This is a genomic window from Streptomyces sp. NPDC003456 (assembly GCF_042878735.1).
In the GTDB taxonomy this organism is placed as follows: Bacteria; Actinomycetota; Actinomycetes; order Streptomycetales; family Streptomycetaceae; genus Streptomyces.
Genome location: NZ_JBIAOK010000007.1, coordinates 313,585 through 331,156, shown reverse-complemented (window position 1 = coordinate 331,156; position 17,572 = coordinate 313,585). Strand labels below are relative to the sequence as shown.

The 17,572-nt window shown below is 72.9% G+C and carries 17 protein-coding genes; 10 read left to right on the top strand and 7 right to left on the bottom strand.

From position 1 onward, the window contains the following. Positions 1–24: 24 nt before the first annotated feature. The 3 genes from ACFYWG_RS28925 to rsmI all read right to left on the bottom strand — a co-directional run bounded on the left by ACFYWG_RS28925 (position 25) and on the right by rsmI (position 2,569). Entirely contained in the window at positions 25–936 is a 912-nt protein-coding gene (locus tag ACFYWG_RS28925; RefSeq protein WP_383501790.1) for a TatD family hydrolase, read from the bottom strand. Between the two features lie 83 nt (positions 937–1,019). Beyond that, entirely contained in the window at positions 1,020–1,436 is a 417-nt protein-coding gene (locus ACFYWG_RS28920) for a hypothetical protein (protein WP_383501793.1), read from the bottom strand. A 284-nt stretch (positions 1,437–1,720) separates the two neighbouring features. Then, positions 1,721–2,569 (bottom strand): 16S rRNA (cytidine(1402)-2'-O)-methyltransferase, encoded by an 849-nt coding sequence (gene rsmI / locus ACFYWG_RS28915; protein ID WP_389204137.1) that lies wholly within the window; start codon positions 2,567–2,569, stop codon positions 1,721–1,723. Positions 2,570–2,654: 85 nt separating this feature from the next. Here rsmI and ACFYWG_RS28910 point away from each other — a divergent pair, with 85 nt between their 5' ends. The 3 genes from ACFYWG_RS28910 (at position 2,655) to ACFYWG_RS28900 (ending at position 7,923) form a co-directional block, all read left to right on the top strand. Continuing rightward, positions 2,655–4,403 carry a dolichyl-phosphate-mannose--protein mannosyltransferase gene (locus tag ACFYWG_RS28910; RefSeq protein ID WP_385412327.1) on the top strand — a complete coding sequence of 583 codons (1,749 nt, stop codon included), beginning with the start codon at positions 2,655–2,657 and terminating at the stop codon, positions 4,401–4,403. 121 nt (positions 4,404–4,524) lie between these two features. Beyond that, positions 4,525–6,156 carry a penicillin-binding transpeptidase domain-containing protein gene (locus tag ACFYWG_RS28905; RefSeq protein WP_389204136.1) on the top strand — a complete coding sequence of 544 codons (1,632 nt, stop codon included), beginning with the start codon at positions 4,525–4,527 and terminating at the stop codon, positions 6,154–6,156. A 96-nt stretch (positions 6,157–6,252) separates the two neighbouring features. Continuing rightward, entirely contained in the window at positions 6,253–7,923 is a 1,671-nt protein-coding gene (locus ACFYWG_RS28900; protein WP_383501804.1) for a penicillin-binding transpeptidase domain-containing protein, read from the top strand. A 41-nt stretch (positions 7,924–7,964) separates the two neighbouring features. Here the strand turns inward: ACFYWG_RS28900 and ACFYWG_RS28895 are convergent, their stop codons facing one another. Next, entirely contained in the window at positions 7,965–8,324 is a 360-nt protein-coding gene (locus tag ACFYWG_RS28895; protein WP_383501807.1) for an SsgA family sporulation/cell division regulator, read from the bottom strand. Between the two features lie 169 nt (positions 8,325–8,493). Between ACFYWG_RS28895 and ACFYWG_RS28890 the strand changes: the two genes are divergently transcribed. From ACFYWG_RS28890 to ACFYWG_RS28865, 6 genes are all read left to right on the top strand, one after another. Then, positions 8,494–9,618 carry an energy-coupling factor ABC transporter permease gene (locus ACFYWG_RS28890; RefSeq protein WP_389204135.1) on the top strand — a complete coding sequence of 375 codons (1,125 nt, stop codon included), beginning with the start codon at positions 8,494–8,496 and terminating at the stop codon, positions 9,616–9,618. A gap of 1 nt (position 9,619) precedes the next feature. Beyond that, the gene (cbiQ, locus tag ACFYWG_RS28885; RefSeq protein WP_389204134.1) at positions 9,620–10,381 is read left to right on the top strand and encodes a cobalt ECF transporter T component CbiQ; all 762 of its coding nucleotides are present in this window, start codon (positions 9,620–9,622) and stop codon (positions 10,379–10,381) included. After that, entirely contained in the window at positions 10,369–11,136 is a 768-nt protein-coding gene (locus ACFYWG_RS28880) for an energy-coupling factor ABC transporter ATP-binding protein (protein ID WP_383501816.1), read from the top strand. Before cbiQ ends, ACFYWG_RS28880 begins: the two co-directional genes overlap by 13 nt. Positions 11,137–11,146: 10 nt before the next feature. Continuing rightward, complete coding sequence (locus ACFYWG_RS28875; protein ID WP_376330886.1) at positions 11,147–11,608, top strand: MarR family winged helix-turn-helix transcriptional regulator; 462 nt, start codon at positions 11,147–11,149, stop codon at positions 11,606–11,608. A 125-nt stretch (positions 11,609–11,733) separates the two neighbouring features. Then, entirely contained in the window at positions 11,734–12,180 is a 447-nt protein-coding gene (locus tag ACFYWG_RS28870; protein WP_389204132.1) for an organic hydroperoxide resistance protein, read from the top strand. 43 nt (positions 12,181–12,223) lie between these two features. Continuing rightward, entirely contained in the window at positions 12,224–13,390 is a 1,167-nt protein-coding gene (locus tag ACFYWG_RS28865) for a serine hydrolase domain-containing protein (protein ID WP_383501824.1), read from the top strand. Positions 13,391–13,423: 33 nt separating this feature from the next. Here the strand turns inward: ACFYWG_RS28865 and ACFYWG_RS28860 are convergent, their stop codons facing one another. Together ACFYWG_RS28860 and ACFYWG_RS28855 are read right to left on the bottom strand one after the other, a co-directional pair. After that, positions 13,424–13,699, bottom strand: a complete 276-nt coding sequence (locus ACFYWG_RS28860) for a DUF1876 domain-containing protein (RefSeq protein WP_376330881.1) — start codon at positions 13,697–13,699, stop codon at positions 13,424–13,426. Between the two features lie 116 nt (positions 13,700–13,815). Then, the gene (locus tag ACFYWG_RS28855; protein WP_383501830.1) at positions 13,816–14,001 is read right to left on the bottom strand and encodes a hypothetical protein; all 186 of its coding nucleotides are present in this window, start codon (positions 13,999–14,001) and stop codon (positions 13,816–13,818) included. 90 nt (positions 14,002–14,091) lie between these two features. On the opposite strand from ACFYWG_RS28855, the gene ACFYWG_RS28850 reads away from it, so the two are divergent. Beyond that, the gene (locus tag ACFYWG_RS28850; protein ID WP_383501833.1) at positions 14,092–15,240 is read left to right on the top strand and encodes a glutathione-independent formaldehyde dehydrogenase; all 1,149 of its coding nucleotides are present in this window, start codon (positions 14,092–14,094) and stop codon (positions 15,238–15,240) included. Between the two features lie 72 nt (positions 15,241–15,312). Here the strand turns inward: ACFYWG_RS28850 and ACFYWG_RS28845 are convergent, their stop codons facing one another. Then, a complete protein-coding gene (locus ACFYWG_RS28845; protein ID WP_376326760.1) occupies positions 15,313–17,538 on the bottom strand; it encodes an MMPL family transporter in 2,226 nt (741 codons plus the stop codon). Positions 17,539–17,572 lie beyond the last annotated feature (34 nt).

Sequence of the window (17,572 nt, the reverse complement as noted above, 5' to 3'; positions counted from 1 at the left end):
GTCGTGCGGGGAGAGCGGCGGGGGTCAGTACCCGAACGCGCGCGCGGTGTTCGCGCCGAGGGCCGTGGCCAGGGCGTCCTCGTCGATGCCGCGCACCTCGGCCAGGGCGCGCACGGTGATCGGCACGAGGTAGGGGGCGTTGGGCCGCCCCCGGTAGGGCACCGGCGTGAGGAAGGGCGCGTCGGTCTCCACCAGCAGCAGCTCCAGCGGGGCCACCGCCACCGCGTCGCGCAGGTTCTGCGCGTTCTTGAAGGTGACGTTGCCGGCGAAGGACATGAAGTAGCCCGCGGCCGCGCAGATCTCCGCCATCTCGGCGTCGCCGGAGTAGCAGTGGAAGACGGTCCGCTCGGGGGCGCCCTCCTCCTTGAGGACGCGCAGCACGTCGGCGTGGGCGTCGCGGTCGTGGATGACGAGGGCCTTGCCGTGCCGCTTGGCGATCTCGATGTGGGCGCGGAAGGACCGCTCCTGCGCCTCCATGCCCTCGGGCCCGGTGCGGAAGTAGTCGAGTCCGGTCTCTCCGACGCCCTTGACCTGCGGCAGCGCGGCCAGCCGGTCGATCTCGGCGAGGGCCTCGTCCAGGGCCGCCGGGCCGCCCGGTGCGCGGGCGCCCTGCCGGGACCGTCCTCCCCCGGCCCCAGGGGGCCGGGAGGTGCCCCCAGGGTCGCCGTGGACGATCCGGGGCGCCTCGTTCGGGTGCAGCGCGACGGTGGCGTGGACGGCGTCGTGCGCGGCGGCCGTCTCGGCGGCCCAGCGCGAGCCCGCGAGGTCGCAGCCGACCTGGACGACCGTCGTCACTCCGACCGACGCGGCCTTCGCCAGCGCCTCCTCGACCGTGCCGGACTGCATGTCCAGGTGGGTGTGGGAGTCGGCGACCGGTACCCGCAGGGGGTCCGGCAGCGGGGGCGCCGTGTGCTTGTCGGGGTCGTTGGCAGGCATGCCCCGATCCTACGGAAGGGCGACGCCCTCCCTCACCGGGGAGGAGGCGGGGAGGGCGCCGACGGCGAGGAGAGCCGGACGGGTCAGCTCGCCTTGCGCTGGAAGGGGTGCAGCAGGTCGGACAGGTGCCAGTGGTGCTGCGCGCGCGGGGCCCGGGCCGCCGCGGCCTGCGGGACGGGCGCCTCGACGGGTCCGGCGGGCGGCGGCACCCGGTGGGAGCCGTGGGCGGCGTCCCGGGCCGACGCGACCCGGCCGGGCCGCAGGATCCGCACGACGTGCCCGTCGCAGTTCCGGCAGGCGGGCCTGCTCAGCGGGGAGGGCACGACCTTGCCGTCGGCCACGTAGAGGACGAACTCGTGACCCGTGGCGTCCGTGTGGTGCTCTATCTCGAACGACTGCTCCCAGCCGTGCCCGCAGCGCATGCAGGCGAAGGAGTAGGACTCGTCGACGACGGCACTCGCACCGGCGCGAAGCCCGGTCCGCCCTGCGATCTCACTCATGCCGGCTCCTGTTCCCCTGAGGCGTGGGGACGGTCGCGTCCCCGCACCCCAGTGGACTCCCCGGCCGGACGGATGGCAGCGGACCTGTCGAGTGTTGGCCCTGTTTTGGGCGTCCCTTGCCCCGGACCCCCGGCGCCTTTACCGCTGCATGGGGCGCGCGCTCAAACGGCAAGCGCCCTGCTCAGGAGTGGCCAGGGCCCGGTCGGGAGCGCGGGGAACCGCGGGATCGGCCCCGCACGGCCCGTGCCCCGCACGGCACGCCGGGCCCGCATCCCGAAGCCCGGTCAGCCCGCCGTGTTCTTCGCGGCGACCACGGCGTCGAAGACGACCCTCTTGGGCACCCCGGCCTCCTGCGCGACGGCCGCGATCGCCTCCTTGCGGCGCTCCCCCGCCTCCTCGCGCAACCGCACCCGCCGCACGAACTCCTCGGGCCCCACGTCCTCGGGCCCCTTCTCGGGCGCGCCCTCGACCACGACGGTGATCTCCCCGCGCACCCCCTCGGCGGCCCACTCGGCGAGTTCGCCGAGGCCGCCGCGCCGGACCTCCTCGTAGGTCTTGGTCAGCTCCCGGCACACCGCGGCCCGCCGCCCGGCGCCGAAGACCTCCGCCATCGCCGCCAGGGTGTCGTCCAGCCGGTGCGGGGCCTCGAAGTAGACGAGGGTGCGCCGCTCGTCGGCCACCTCGCGCAGCCGCCCGAGCCGCTCGCCCGCCTTGCGCGGCAGGAAGCCCTCGAAGCAGAAGCGGTCCACGGGCAGGCCGGACAGCGCGAGCGCGGTGAGCACGGCGGACGGGCCGGGCACGGCCGTCACCCGCACGTCCCGCTCGACGGCGGCCGCGACCAGGCGGTAGCCCGGGTCGGACACGGACGGCATGCCGGCGTCCGTGACGAGCAGCACCCGCGCCCCGCCCACCAGTTCCTCGACCAGTTCGGGCGTCCGCGCGGACTCGTTGCCCTCGAAGTACGACACCACCCGGCCCTTGGGCGTGACGCCGAGCGCCTGGGTCAGCCGGCGCAGCCGCCGCGTGTCCTCGGCGGCGACGACGTCGGCCCCGGCCAGTTCCTCGGCGAGCCGGGGCGGGGCGTCCGCGATGTCGCCGATGGGGGTGCCTGCGAGTACGAGGGTTCCGGTCACGCCCCCATCCTCCCAGGGGCGGAGGATGCGGACGCATACCGGCCATGCACGGGACTCACACAGCACGGTTCCCTACGATGGCGCGGTGACCAGTACCGCCTCCTCCACGGACACCCGGCAGGGCCAGGCGCCGCTCGAGCAGCGGCCCCCCTGGCAGCAGCGGCTGCGCCGCTTCGGCTACCAGGGGCAGCCCGGCAGCGACGACCGTGACGTCCGGGACCGCCTGGTGCCGCCTTACACCGAGCCCTCCCCGCGCCTGTGGGCGGCGCTCGGCGTGCCGCACGTCCTCGCGGGCCGGCTGGTGCGCTGGTCGGGCTGGATCGGCCCGCTGCTGGTGACGCTGCTGGCGGGGGCCTTGCGGTTCTGGAACCTCGGCAGCCCCCGGGCGGTGATATTCGACGAGACGTACTACGCCAAGGACGCCTGGGCGCTCGTCCACCGCGGCTTCGAGGTCAACTGGGCGAAGAACGCCAACGACCTGGTGCTGTCGTCGGGCGGGAACGTGAAGCTGCCGACCGACGCGGCGTACGTCGTGCACCCGCCGGTCGGCAAGTACGTCATCGGGCTGGGCGAGCTGATGTTCGGGTTCGACCCGTTCGGCTGGCGGTTCATGACGGCTCTGCTCGGCACGCTGTCGGTGCTGCTGCTGTGCCGGATCGGCCGGCGCCTGTTCCGCTCCACGTTCCTGGGCTGCCTGGCCGGTGCGCTGATGGCGCTGGACGGCCTGCACTTCGTGATGAGCCGTACGGCGCTGCTCGACGGTGTGCTGATGTTCTTCGTGCTGGCCGCGTTCGGCTGTCTGCTGGTCGACCGGGACCGGGCCCGCGCCCGGCTGGCGGCGGCCCTGCCGGTGGACGCCGACGGCCGGGTCCGGCCCGACCGGCACACCGCCGAGACGGCCCGACTGGGGTGGCGGCCCTGGCGCTGGGCGGCGGGCCTGATGCTGGGTCTGGCCATCGGCACCAAGTGGAACGGCCTGTACATCCTGGCGGCCTTCTGCGTGATGGCGGTGCTGTGGGACGTCGCCTCGCGCCGCGTCGCCGGTGCCCGGCACCCGTACGCGGCGGTGCTGAAGCGGGACACGGGCCTGGCGTTCGCCGCCACCGTGCCGGTCGCCCTGGTCACCTACCTGGCCTCCTGGACCGGCTGGTTCCTGTCCGCCACCGACGGCTCCGGCGGCTACTTCCGCAACTGGGCGGCGACCGACGGCAAGGGCGGCAGCTGGACGTTCCTGCCCGACTGGCTGCGCAGCCTGTGGCACTACGAGCACCAGGTGTACGAGTTCCACGTCGGGCTGTCCTCGCCGCACACGTACCAGTCCAACCCGTGGAGCTGGCTGGTCCTGGGCCGCCCGGTGTCGTACTTCTACGAGTCCCCGGCGCCCGGCAAGGACGGCTGCCCCGCCGACGCCGGCGAGAAGTGCGCCCGCGAGGTGCTGGCCCTCGGCACGCCGCTGCTGTGGTGGGTGGCCTGCTTCGCGGTGCTGTACGTGCTGTGGCGCTGGTTCTTCCGCCGTGACTGGCGCGCGGGTGCCATCGCCTGCGGCATCGCGGCCGGGTATCTGCCCTGGTTCATGTACCAGGAGCGCACGATCTTCTTCTTCTACGCCGTCGTGTTCCTGCCGTTCCTGTGCCTGGCGGTGGCGATGCTGCTCGGCGCGATCGTCGGCCCGCCCCGTTCCGGCGACACCCGCCGCGTCGCCGGCGCCACGGCCGCGGGCGTCCTGGTCCTGCTGATCGCCTGGAACTTCATCTACTTCTGGCCCCTCTACACCGGCCAGGCCGTCCCCATCGACGACTGGCGGTCGCGGATGTGGCTGGACACCTGGGTGTGAACGGTGTTCGGTCAAAAATCGAAACTCTCGTACCTCCAGTAACCGCTTGCGCATAGAGTCCCTCCGATCGAGCTGGTGAACGCGTTCGACGGCGCGTGCGGCTCAACAGGGAGGGGCGCCCATGGGCAAGGGGGTCAAGGCCGCCGTCATCGGCGGGGTGTGCGCGGTGATGGTGGGCGGCGCCGGCTACGGCGCCTACAACATCCTCGGCGCCCTCGACGGCGACGGCGGCATCGGCGGGGTCGCCGCCGGGAAGAAGTCGGGGCCGCCGGACGAGGACGAGGTCGAGGAGACCACGCGGGAGTTCTTCGCGGCCTGGGAGAAGGGCGAGGCCGCCCGGGCGGCCTCGTACACGAACAACGACGCGGACGCCGGCCGGCTGCTGGGCGCCTTCGCCGACGACGCGCACATCACCGGTGTGCGCATCACCCCCGGCCCGGCCGAGGGCACCGCCGTGCCGTACACGGTCGAGGCGAAGGTGTCCTACGGCGGCAGGTCCGAGCCGCTGGCCTACCGCAGCCGGCTGAAGGTCGTCCGCGGCCTGACCACCGGGCGGGCGCTGGTCGACTGGCAGCCCTCCGTCGTGCACCCGGAGCTGAGGAAGGACGACACCCTCGTCACCGGGGAGTCGCAGGACCCGCCCGTGGAGGCCGTCGGACGGGACGGGTCGAGGCTGACGAAGGAGAAGTACCCCTCGCTCGGGCCGGTCCTGGACGCCCTGCGCGAGAAGTACGGCGAGAAGGCCGGCGGCTCCCCCGGCGTCGAACTGGTCGTCCGGCACGCCGGCGGGAGCGCTCCCGACACCCCGCTGCTCACCCTCGCCGAGGGCCGGCCCGGCAAGCTGACCACCACGATCAGCCCCACCGCGCAGGCCGCGGCCGAGAGGGCGGTCAAACGGTTCGCCGAGTCGTCGGTGGTCGCCGTCCGGCCCAGCACCGGCGAGGTCCTGGCCGTCGCCAACCACCGCGCGGACGGCTTCAACGCGGCCTTCCAGGGCCAGGCCGCCCCCGGGTCCACCATGAAGATCGTCACCGCCGCCATGCTCATCGACAACGGCGTGACCTCGATGAACGGCCCGGCGCCCTGCCCCGACACGGCGACGTGGCAGGGCCAGACGTTCAAGAACCTCACGGGCATGAAGCCGAACGGCGAGGCCACGCTGGCCGACAGCTTCCTGCGCTCCTGCAACACCGCCTTCGTCAAGCTCATCGACGAGGAGCCGCTGACGGACGCCTCGCTGAGCCAGGAGGCCGAGCGGCGCTTCGGGCTCGGACGGGACGACTGGAAGACCGGCATCGCCTCCTTCGACGGCAGGGTCCCCGCCGTCGCAGGCCCGGACCGGGCGGCCGGGGCCATCGGCCAGGGCCAGGTGCAGATGAGCCCGCTGACCATGGCCTCCGTCACGGCGACGGCGATCACCGGCGCCTTCCGCCAGCCCTACCTCGTCCCGCCCGGGCTGGACGACCGGCGGCTGGCCCGGGCCGAGGGGCTGAAGGCGAGCACCGCCGCCCAGCTGAAGCAGATGATGCGGCTGACCGCGACCCGGGGCACCGCCCGGGACGCCATGCGCGGACTCGGCGGCGACATCGGCGCCAAGACCGGCTCCGCCGAGGTCGAGGGCAACGCCCGGTCCGACAGCTGGTTCACCGGATTCCGGGGTGACGTGGCGGCCGCGGCCATGACCGAGCAGGGCGGCCACGGCGGCGACGCGGCCGGGCCGATTGTCGCAGCCGTGCTACGAACCGGAGGCTGATCTCACCCCCACCGGACGGGACTCTAGGGTGGGGGCCGTCGTTGGGACAGCCGAGGGCGGCGGGGGCCCTGGGGACTTGCGGAGGAACGAACAGCAGTGGGCAACAGAAGGCGCGTCGCCGAGCGACGGAGGACGAACCCCGCGGTGATCGGCGCAGTGCTCGCCGGCGTCGTCGGCGCGGCCGGGTTCGGCGCCTACGCGCTGTTCGGCGGCGGCAGCGCGGACGACAGCGGCTCGCACGCGGTGTCGGACGAGAAGCCCGAGGTCAAGACCGGTCCGCTGACCCGCGCCGAGGTCACCGGCGCCGCCCGTGCCTTCCTGACCGCCTGGCAGTCCGGCGATGCCCCTCGGGCCGCCGCCGCCACCGACGACACGGCCGCGGCGAGGGCCCTGCTCACCGGCTACACCAAGGACGCCCGCATCAAGGACGTCACGCTCACCGCGGGCCGGCCCACCGGCACGAGGGTGCCGTTCTCCGTCAAGGGCACCGTCTCCCACAAGGGGACCGAGAAGCCGCTGGCCTACGACGGCGCACTGACCGTCGTGCGCCGCACCGGCGACGGCAAGCCCCTGGTCGACTGGCACGCGGCGGTCCTCCACCCGGACCTGAAGGACGGCGACCGGCTGGTCACCGGCGAGGCGGGAACGCCCCCGGTGAAGGCCCTGGACCGCGACGGCGGAGAACTCACCACCGCGAAGTACGCCTCGATCGGCCCGCTCCTGGACGGCCTGCGCGAGAAGTACGGCAAGGAGGCCGGCGGCAGGGCCGGCATCGAGCTGCGCGTCGTGCGCGGGAAGGCCGCCAAGGGCAAGGACCTGTCCGACAAGACGCTGCTGGAGCTGAGCGAGGGCACGCCGGGCACCCTGAAGACGACCCTCGACCCCGCCCTCCAGGCGGAAGCCGAGCGGCAGGTCGCCCGCAAGGCCCGGTCCTCGGTGGCCGTGGTGCGGGTGTCGACGGGCGAGATCCTGGCCGCCGCGAACGCCTCCCGGGGCTTCAACACCGCCCTGCAGGGCTCGCTGGCCCCCGGCTCCACGATGAAGGTGGTCACCTCCTCGCTGCTGATCGAGAAGGGCCTGGCGTCGGCGGACAAGAAGCACCCGTGCCCCAAGTACTTCACCTACGGGAACTGGAAGTTCCAGAACGACGACAAGTTCGAGATCAAGGGCGGCACCTTCAAGGCGAGCTTCGCCCGCTCGTGCAACACCGCCTTCATCAGCCAGGCGCCGAAGCTGAAGAACGACGACCTCACCCGGCAGGCCCAGCAGGTGTTCGGTCTGGGGCTGGACAACTGGGCGATCGGGGTGCCGTCCTTCGACGGCTCGGTGCCCGTGCAGTCGGCCGCCCAGATGGGGGCGTCGCTGATCGGCCAGGGCGGGGTGCGGATGAACCCGCTGAACATGGCCTCGGTGTCGGCGACCGTCAAGGCCGGCACCTTCCACCAGCCCTACCTGGTCTCCCCGGACGTCGACGGGCGCGAGCTCGCGACCGCGTCCCGCAGGATGTCGGCGCGCACCCTGGCGCAGCTGCGCGAGCTGATGTCGTACACGGCCAGGTACGGCACGGCCGCCGAGGCGATGGCCGGGGTCGGCGGCGACGCGGGCGCGAAGACCGGGTCCGCCGAGGTCGACGGGCAGAAGAAGCCCAACGGCTGGTTCACCGCCTACCGGGGCGACCTCGCCGCGGCCGGCGTGGTCCAGAAGGGCGGGCACGGCGGCTCCACGGCCGGCCCGATCGTGGCGGCCCTGCTGAAGGCCGGCGACTGAAGGCCGGCGGCAGAGGCCGCCGGCTCGCGTGACGGAGTCGCTCAGTGGGTGACGGGCTCGGCCGTGTAGGTCCGCCGCAGGAACCGCAGCAGCGCCTGCCGCTCGAACTGCACCACCGACACCCCCCGCGCGGAGTGGAACTCCACGATGGTCTGCACCCGGCCGCACGGCCACACGCGGACCTCACCGCTGCCCGCCGGGCTGCGCAGTCCCTCCTCCAGCAGCCGGCGGTCGAAGGTCCACTCGCGTCCGCCGGCCCCGGGCAGCCGCATCGCGACGCACCGGGGGTCGGTATCGGGGTCGTACCGCAGGGTGACCGGGACCGCCTGGAGTTCGTCGATCAGGGGCACCGACGTCTCCGTGACGATGTGGGCTCGCGCGTACTGCTCGACTACGGACATCGGACTGCCCTTTCACCGTGCGCAACCGAGGTGGCGGAGGTGCGGCCACCACCTCTCCAATGTCCCATATTTTCTGGTTTTCACCCTTTGGGACAGCAGTTGTCGCCGATGAGATAAAACGAGCAGCACGCTCTTGCACATCGTTCGCATCAAGCCACATCATCGAACAGTGCACGTACCTGACGGATTCCTCGACGCCCCCACCTCCGCCGCCACCGGTGTGATCGCCGCGGGCGCCATCGCCGTGAGCCTGCGCGGCGCGCGCCGCGAACTCGACGAGCGCACGGCCCCGCTGGCCGGCCTGGTCGCCGCGTTCATCTTCGCGGTGCAGATGCTGAACTTCCCCGTCGCGGCGGGCACCAGCGGGCATCTGCTCGGAGGGGCGCTGGCCGCGATACTCGTCGGCCCCTTCACGGGGGTCCTGTGCGTGTCCGTCGTCCTGCTGATGCAGGGCATCCTGTTCGCGGACGGCGGGCTGACCGCGCTGGGCGTGAACATCACCAACATGGCGATCGTCACGGTGGTGGTCGCCTACGCGCTCTTCCGCGGCCTGGTCACGGTGCTGCCGCGCACGCGCCGGTCGGTGACCGCCGCCTCCTTCGTCGCCGCGCTGCTCTCCGTGCCGGCCGCGGCGCTGGCCTTCACGCTGATGTACGCCGTCGGCGGCACCACGGACGTCTCGATCGGCAAGGTCGCCACCGCCATGATCGGCGTGCACCTGCTCATCGGCATCGGGGAGGCCGTCATCACCGCGCTGACCGTCGGCGCGGTCATCGCCGTGCGCCCGGACCTGGTGTACGGGGCGCGGGGCCTCACGCAGCGGCTGAAGCTGCGGGTGAACGGCGAGCTGGTCGACGCGCCGCAGGCCGGTCCGGAGCCCGTCGCCGCCCGGTCCTCCCACCGCAGGGTGTGGGCCGCCGGTCTGGTCACCTCGCTGGTCCTCGCCGGCTTCGTCAGCTTCTACGCCTCGGCGAACCCCGACGGCCTGGAGAAGGTCGCCGGGGACAACGGCATCGACGAGAAGGCCGAGGAGCACCCGGCGGCCGACTCCCCGCTCGCCGACTACGGCGTCGAGGACGTCGACGACGCCCGCCTGTCCGGGGGGCTGGCGGGCGTCATCGGCGTGGGCGTCACGGTCGTCGCGGGCAGCACCGTCTTCTGGGCCGTCCGCCGCCGTCGGACCGGGGACACCTCCCCGTCCAACACCGCGAACGCCACGGACGGCGGGGACACGGCGAGCACCCCGGCCGGGCCGAGCACCGCGGGCGCCGGGTCCGGCACGACGGGCGTCTGACATGGGGGTGGGGCACGCACACAAGCTCTACCGGCACGGGCACTCCCCCGTGCACGGTCAGCCGCCGCACACCAAGCTCGCCGCGGTCTTCGCCTTCGTGGTCGTCGTGGTGATGACCCCGCGCGAGGCGATGTGGGCGTTCGGGCTGTACGCGGTGCTGCTGGGGGCGGTGGCGTACGCGGCGCGCGTACCCGCCGGGTTCCTGCTGCGCCGGCTGCTGATCGAGGTGCCGTTCGTCGCGTTCGCGGTGCTCATGCCGTTCGTGGCCGAGGGCGAACGGGTCGACGTGCTCGGCCTGTCCCTCAGCGTGAACGGCCTGTGGGGCGCCTGGAACGTGCTGGCCAAGGGCACGCTCGGCGTCGCGGCCTCGGTGCTGCTGGCCGCCACGACCGAACTGCGCGAACTCCTGCTGGGCCTGCAGCGCCTCAAGCTCCCGCCGCTGCTGGTGCAGATCGCGTCGTTCATGATCCGCTACGGCGACGTCATCGCGGACGAGATGCGCCGTATGCGCATCGCCCGGGAGTCACGCGGCTTCGAGGCCCGGGGCGTACGGCACTGGGGCGTGCTCGCCAAGTCGGCGGGCGCGCTGTTCATCCGGTCCTACGAGCGCGGCGAGCGGGTGCACCTGGCGATGATCAGCCGCGGTTACGCCGGTTCCATGCCCGTCATCGACGAGGTGACCGCGTCCCGGGCGCAGTGGCGTCACGCCCTGGCCCTCCCGGGCGCGGCCCTGGTGGTCTGTCTGCTGGGATGGACCCTGTGACTGCTTCCCTCGAGGTCTCGGGCCTCGCCTTCGCCTACCCGGACGGGCACCAGGCCCTCTTCGGCGTCGACTTCTCGATCGAGCGCGGCGAGCGGGTCGCGCTGCTCGGGCCGAACGGCGCCGGCAAGACGACGCTCGTGCTGCACCTCAACGGCATCCTGACCGGCGGGGCCGGCACGGTCCGGGTGGCCGGGCTGCCCGTGGACAAGCGGCACATGGCCGAGGTCCGGCGCCGGGTGGGCATCGTCTTCCAGGACCCGGACGACCAGCTGTTCATGCCGACCGTGCGGGAGGACGTGGCGTTCGGGCCCGCCGCCGCCGGGCTGAAGGGCGCGGAGCTGGAGCGGCGGGTGGACCGGGCGCTGGAGCGGGTCGGCATGCGCGCCTTCAAGGACCGGCCCCCGCACCACCTCTCCTTCGGCCAGCGCCGCCGGGTGGCGGTGGCGACCGTGCTGGCGATGGAGCCGGAGATCCTCGTCCTGGACGAGCCGTCCTCCAATCTGGACCCGGCCTCGCGCCGCGAGCTGGCCGACATCCTGCGCTCGCTCGACGTGACGGTGCTGATGGTGACGCACGACCTGCCGTACGCGCTGGAGCTGTGCCCCCGCGCCCTGGTCCTCAGCGACGGGGTGATCGCGGCGGACGGCCCGACGGGCGAGCTGCTGTCCGACGAGGAGCTGATGCGGGCGCACCGGCTGGAGCTGCCGTTCGGCTTCGATCCGCGTTCCGTGCCGGCCGCCCCGGCCCGTCCGTGACAATGGGCGCGTGACCGACGAGGAGACCGAGCGTCCGCCGCTGCTGGACGAGCAGCTGTGCTTCGCGCTGTACGCCGCGCAGCGGGCGGTGACGGCGGCCTACCGTCCGCTCCTCGACGACCTGGGCCTGACCTACCCGCAGTACTTGGTGCTGCTGGTGCTGTGGGAGCGCGGGGAGACCTCGGTCAAGGAGCTGGCCGCCGCCCTGCGCCTGGACTACGGCACCGTCTCGCCGCTGCTGAAGCGGCTGGAGGCGGCGGGCCTGGTGCGGCGTGAGCGCTCCGCGCGCGACGAGCGGTCGGTGCTGGTGGCGCCGACCGGGCGCGGGGAGGAGCTGCGGGAGCGGGCGGGCCGGGTGCCCGGCGCACTGCTCGCGGCGACGGGCCTCGGCGAGGCGGAGGTCGTGCGGCTGCGCGAGGAGCTGTGGCGGCTGGCCGGGCGCGCGGAGTCGGCGGCGGACCGCGCCTTCTGAGCCCTGGCGCCCCTGGCGCTCCGGTGTTACGCGGGTTGCCACCCCCTGGCGGCGAGCACTCGGTTACCGCTCAGTACCTTGTGCACGATCTATTTGCGCACACCCGTGTTCCGGGGGAGGACAGCATGACGGACGGCCCGGCCGCCGACACCCGCCCGACGAAGATCATGTACGTGGCGGAGGCCACCGCCCACGGCGGCCGCGCGGGCTACGTCACCAGCCACGACGGGCACCTCGACCTGAAGGTCGCGATGCCCCCGCAGCTCGGCGGCGACGGCGACGGCACCAACCCGGAACAGCTCTTCGCCGCCGGTTACAGCTCCTGCTTCCACAACGCGCTGATCCTGGTCGGCAACCGCGAGGGCTACGACCTCACCGGCTCGGCCGTCTCCGCCAAGGTCGGCATCGGCCCCAACCAGCAGCGCGGCTACGGCCTCGCGGTCGCCCTCAGCATCTCCCTGCCGGTCGTCGACACGGAGCTGGCGACCAGGCTGGTGGACGCCGCCCACGAGGTGTGCCCGTACTCGAACGCGACCCGGGGGAACATCGACGTGACCATCCTGCTTGGGTGAGAGGGAGACAGCGCCACCGCAGCGGGATCGAGGAGTGACGGACGTGGACGTGCACGGCACTGTGGCCGAGGGCTTCGAGCCGGTGGGGGAAGCGTTCGCGCGGAACTTCGGCGCGCTCGGGGACCGGGGCGCGGCCGTCGCCGTGTACCGGCACGGGCGCCGGGTCGTGGACCTGTGGGGCGGCACGAAGGACGTCGACGGCACCGATCCGTGGGAGCGGGGCACCGCCCAGGTCGTACGCTCGGCGACCAAGGGCGTGGCCGCCGCCGTGCTCCTGCTGCTGCACCAGCGCGGACAGCTGGACCTGGACGCGCCGGTGGGGCACTACTGGCCGGAGTTCAAGGCGCGCGGCAAGGAAGGCGTCCTGGTCCGGCACGTGCTGAACCACCGGGCGGGCCTGCCGGTCCTGGACCGGCCGCTCACCCCGCAGGAGGCCCTGGACCCGTCGGCGGGCCCGCAGGCGCTCGCCGCCCAGGCCCCCGCCTGGGAGCCGGGCACCGACCACGGCTACCACGCGCTGACCTACGGCTGGCTGGTCGACGAACTCGTGCGGCGGGTGACCGGGCTCTCGGCCGGCGAGTGGCTCACGGCCCATGTCACCGGTCCGCTCGGTCTGGACCTCTGGCTGGGCCTGCCCGCCTCCGAGGCCGGCCGGGCCGGGCGGGTGGGCCCGGTCGAGGGGGCCGAGCCGGCCGGGGGTCTGCGCGCCCGCCCCAAGCCCTCGGTGACCCGGGCCTACGCGGACCCCGCGTCCCTGACCAGGCGGGCCTTCGCCGCGATCAGCCCGTTCCCGGAGCAGAACGACCCGGCCTACCTCGCCGCGGCCCTGCCCGCCACCAACGCCGTCGCCACGGCGGACGGACTGGCCCGCTTCTACGCCTCGCTGATCGGCGACACGGACCGGTCCGAACGGCTCTTCACCCCGGGGACGGTGGAACTCGCCCGGGCCGAGGAGTCCGCGGGCCCCGACCGGGTCCTGGTGGTCGGCACCCGCTTCGGCCTCGGCTACATGCTGCACGGCAGCGCCTCGCCCCTGCTGACCCCGGGCTCCTTCGGCCACCCGGGCCGCGGCGGGGCGCTGGGCCTCGCCGACCCGGAGACCGGCATCGCCTTCGGCTACGTCACCAACGGGTTCCGCGCGTCGGTGACGGCGGACCCGCGGGCGCAGGGGCTCCTGCGGGCGGTCCGCAAGGCGCTGGACCTGCCCTAGACCGGCGTCGGACGCGGCCGCCGGCGGTCGGCGTCAGACGTGGATCGGATGGGAGACCCGTCCGGACGCCTGGTCGATCTCCTCGTGGGCCTTGGTCAGCAGCTGCATGGCGAGTTCGTTGAGCGCCCGGGCCGCGGCGATCTCCTCCCCGATCCTGGGCTGGTTCGCGTCGGACCGGTGCCGCTGCGCGTGCCCGTGCGCCCGTACCTCGGTGCCGTCGGGCAGGCGGACCATCGCGGCGGCCCGCGTGCGCTGGTCGTCCTCCATGAACTCCATCTCGACGTGCCATCCGACTGCGGTGTGCATCATGAGGATCACCTCCGGAACGCTTGGTTCCAGGGTGCTCCTCCCAGGTGCCGCAGCGCATCCCGCCGGCCCTGCCGCGGCCGCGCGCTCCGGGCGCCCCGAACCGCTCCTCGACCGTCTCAGCCGGTGGAGTCCTCCGGGCGGACGTCCGCGAACTCCCACCAGGCCAGTGGCAGCCAGTCGCCGTCGACGAAGCCGTCGACGGAGCCTCCGGTGCCCTGGATGGCCACGCGGGTGCCGACCGGGTAGGTGGTGCCGGACAGTCCGGAGACCGCCACGAGAAGGGTGCCGATGCGACGCGACAAAGCCGTACTTCCTTTCTGCTCTGGGTGCAAATCCTCTCATCATGCACCAGCCTGGTATATGAGCCACGGCACAGACGGAGGTGCTTGACGATGAGGGCTGTCGTGTACAAGGGACCCTTCGAGGTAGCGGTGGAGAACGTGGACGATCCGCGCATCCAGCATCCGAACGACGTGCTCGTCCGGGTCACCTCGACGGCCATCTGCGGCTCCGACCTGCACATGTACGAGGGCCGCACGGCCGCCGAGCCGGGCATCGTGTTCGGTCACGAGAACCTCGGGGTGGTCGAGGAGACGGGGGAAGGAGTCACCACACTCAGCAAGGGCGACCGGGTGGTCATGCCCTTCAACGTGGCCTGCGGGTTCTGCAAGAACTGCTCGGCCGGCTACACGGGCTTCTGCCTGACGGTGAACCCGGGCTTCGCCGGCGGCGCCTACGGCTACGTCGCGATGGGCCCCTACACCGGGGGCCAGGCGGAGTACGTCCGCGTCCCGTACGCCGACTTCAACTGCCTGAAGCTGCCGGAGGGCACCGAGAAGGAGACGGACTTCGTCCTGCTCGCGGACATCTTCCCGACGGGCTACCACGGCAACGAGCTGGCCGACGTGCGCCCCGGTGACACGGTCGCCGTGTACGGCGCCGGTCCGGTGGGCCTGATGGCGGCCTACTCCGCGGTGCTGCGCGGGGCGAGCAAGGTGTTCGTCGTCGACCGGGTGGCGGAACGCCTGCAGAAGGCCGAGGAGATCGGCGCCGTCCCGGTCGACTTCACGCAGGGCGACCCGGCGGAGCAGATCAGGGAGCAGACCGGCGGCGAGGGAACCGACAAGGGCATCGACGCGGTGGGCTACCAGGCCCAGGCGCACGGGCAGAGCGGGGACCACGAGGAACCGGCGGTCGTGCTGAACTCGCTGGTCGACACGGTCCGGCCCACCGGTGCCCTCGGTGTGCCCGGCCTGTACGTGCCGAGCGACCCGGGCGGTCCGGACGAGCAGGCCAAGAAGGGCATGCTGGTGGTCGCCGTCGGGCGCCTCTTCGAGAAGGGGCTGCGCATGGGCACCGGCCAGTGCAACGTCAAGCGGTACAACCGGCACCTGCGGGACCTGATCATCGAGGACCGCGCGAAGCCCAGCTTCGTCGTCTCGCACGAACTGCCGCTCGACCAGGCGTCGTCGGCGTACGAGAAGTTCGACAAGCGCGTCGAGGGCTACACCAAGGTCGTCCTGCACCCGCAGGCGGCTTGAGGACCGGCACACCGAGACACGGGCGAGGCCGGTGAGGGCAGTGCCCTCACCGGCCTCGCCGGTCCCGCCGGGTCAGACCCGGACCAGTTCCCTGTCGCCGTCGTCGTCACCGGAGGAGGCGCGCAGGCCCTCGCCCTCCACGTCGACGTTGGGCAGGGCCCGGTCCAGCCACCGCGGCAGCCACCAGGCCCTGCGGCCGAGCAGGGCCAGGACCGCCGGGACGATGGCCATGCGGACGACGAACGCGTCGAACAGCACGGCGATCGCGAGGCCGAAGCCGATCATCTTGACCATCGACTCGGAGGAGCCGATGAAGCCGGCGAAGACGGCCATCATGATCACGGCGGCGGCGGTGACGACGCGGGCGCCGTGGCGGAAGCCGGTGACCACGGCCTGGGCCGGCTTCTCACCGTGGACGTAGGCCTCCCGCATGCGGGTGACCAGGAACACCTCGTAGTCCATGGCCAGTCCGAAGACCACGCCGACCATGAAGATCGGCATCATCGACATGACCGGGCCGGTCTGCTCCACACCCATCAGGCCCGACAGCCAGCCCCACTGGAAGACCGCGACGACCGCGCCGAGCGCCGCCGTCACCGACAGCAGGAAGCCGAGGGCCGCCTTCAGCGGGACGAGGATGGAGCGGAACACCACGATGAGCAGCAGGAAGGCCAGGCCGACCACCAGGACCAGGTAGGGCACCAGTGCGTCGTTGAGCTTCTGGCTGACGTCGATGTTCATGGCGGTACTGCCGGTGACCAGCACGGTCGCGTCCGTGTCGGCTTTGATGCCGGCGCCCGCGTCGCGGATGCCGTGCACCAGGTTCTCGGTGGAGAGCGAGGACGGTTTGGAGCCGGGGATCACGGTGATGGTGGCGGTGTCGCCGGCCTTGTTGGGCGCGGGCGGCGTCACCGTCACGACGTCCTTCAGGCCCTTGATCTCGTCGCCGACCGCGGTGAAGGCGGCCTCGGGGTCGTCGCTGCCCTTGGCGTCGACCACGACCATCAGCGGGCCGTTGAAGCCCGGGCCGAAGCCCTCGGAGAGCAGGTCGTAGGCGCGGCGCTGGGTGGTGGAGGTGGGCTGGGAGCCGTCGTCGGGCAGGCCCAGCTCCAGGTCGGCCGCCGGGACGGCCGCCGCGCCGAGGCCCACGACGGCGAGCAGCAGCACGGCGAGGGGGCGGCGGACGACGAAGCTGGCCCAGCGGGTGCCCAGGTTGGGCTTGGCGGGCTCGGCCGGCCGGTCGGAGGCGTCCCGGCCCTTGGCCCGGCCCCGTAGCCTGCTCTTCTCCCCCATCGGCTTGACCCTGCGGCCCGCGTAGCCGAGCAGCGCCGGGACCATGGTCAGGGCGATCAGCACGGCGATGGCCACCGTGCCCGCCGCCGCGACACCCATCTTCGTGAGCATCGGGATGTTGACCACGGCGAGGCCCACCAGGGCGATCACCACGGTGAGGCCCGCGAAGACCACCGCGGAGCCGGCCGTGCCGACGGCCCGGCCCGCCGCCTCCTCCCGCTCGCGGCCCTCGGCCAGTTCGGCGCGGTAGCGGGAGACGATGAACAGGGCGTAGTCGATGCCGACCGCCAGGCCGATCATCATCGCGAGGATGGAGGTGGTCGAGCCCAGGTCGAGGGCGCTGGCCAGGGCGGTGATGGTGGACACGCCGATGCCCACGCCGATCAGCGCCGTCAGCAGCGGCAGTCCGGCGGCCACCAGCGAGCCGAAGGTGATGACCAGGACGACCGCGGCGACCGCGATGCCGATGACCTCGCTGGAGCCGGTGTGCGGCACCGCCTGCAGCGCGTCACCGCCGATCTCGACGGTCAGCCCGGCCTCCCGGGCGTGCTGCGCGCTCTCCTCCAGGGCGTCCTTGGCGGCGTCGTCCAGCTCCATGCCGGAGACCTTGTAGGACACCTGCGCGTAGGCGACCGTGCCGTCCTTGCTGACGGCCTTGGCCCGGTAGGGGTCGGTGACGGCGGCGACCTCGGAGCCGTCGGACAGCTCCTTGACGGTGTCCTGGACGGTCGCCTTGTTGCCGGGGTCGGTCATCTTCTCGCCGCCGGGCGCCTTGAAGACGACGCGGGCGGTGGCGCCGTCGGCGCTGGTGCCGGGGAAGCGCTGCTCCAGCAGGTCGAAGGCCTTCTGGGCCTCGGTGCCGGGGATGGAGAACGAGCTGTTGCCCGCGGTGGGGGCACTGGCCGCGCCGGCCCCGGCGAGGGCCAGCAGTGCCACCCATATCAGGGCGACGAGGTGCCGCCGCCGGAACGAGAGCCGGCCGAGTTTGTAGAGGAATGTGGCCACGAGAACGTACTCCCGGTCAGGTCGTGGGGTCTTC

Bases quoted from the DNA above. Each gene is read 5' to 3' on its own strand.
- ACFYWG_RS28905 (WP_389204136.1), top strand. From the start codon at position 4,525: ATGGGCAAGGGGGTCAAGGCCGCCGTCATCGGCGGGGTGTGCGCGGTG.
- ACFYWG_RS28895 (WP_383501807.1), bottom strand. From the start codon at position 8,324: ATGTCCGTAGTCGAGCAGTACGCGCGAGCCCACATCGTCACGGAGACG.
- ACFYWG_RS28850 (WP_383501833.1), top strand. From the start codon at position 14,092: ATGAGGGCTGTCGTGTACAAGGGACCCTTCGAGGTAGCGGTGGAGAAC.
- cbiQ (WP_389204134.1), top strand. From the start codon at position 9,620: ATGGGGGTGGGGCACGCACACAAGCTCTACCGGCACGGGCACTCCCCC.
- ACFYWG_RS28870 (WP_389204132.1), top strand. From the start codon at position 11,734: ATGACGGACGGCCCGGCCGCCGACACCCGCCCGACGAAGATCATGTAC.
- ACFYWG_RS28920 (WP_383501793.1), bottom strand. From the start codon at position 1,436: ATGAGTGAGATCGCAGGGCGGACCGGGCTTCGCGCCGGTGCGAGTGCC.
- ACFYWG_RS28925 (WP_383501790.1), bottom strand. From the start codon at position 936: ATGCCTGCCAACGACCCCGACAAGCACACGGCGCCCCCGCTGCCGGAC.
- ACFYWG_RS28860 (WP_376330881.1), bottom strand. From the start codon at position 13,699: ATGATGCACACCGCAGTCGGATGGCACGTCGAGATGGAGTTCATGGAG.
- ACFYWG_RS28880 (WP_383501816.1), top strand. From the start codon at position 10,369: ATGGACCCTGTGACTGCTTCCCTCGAGGTCTCGGGCCTCGCCTTCGCC.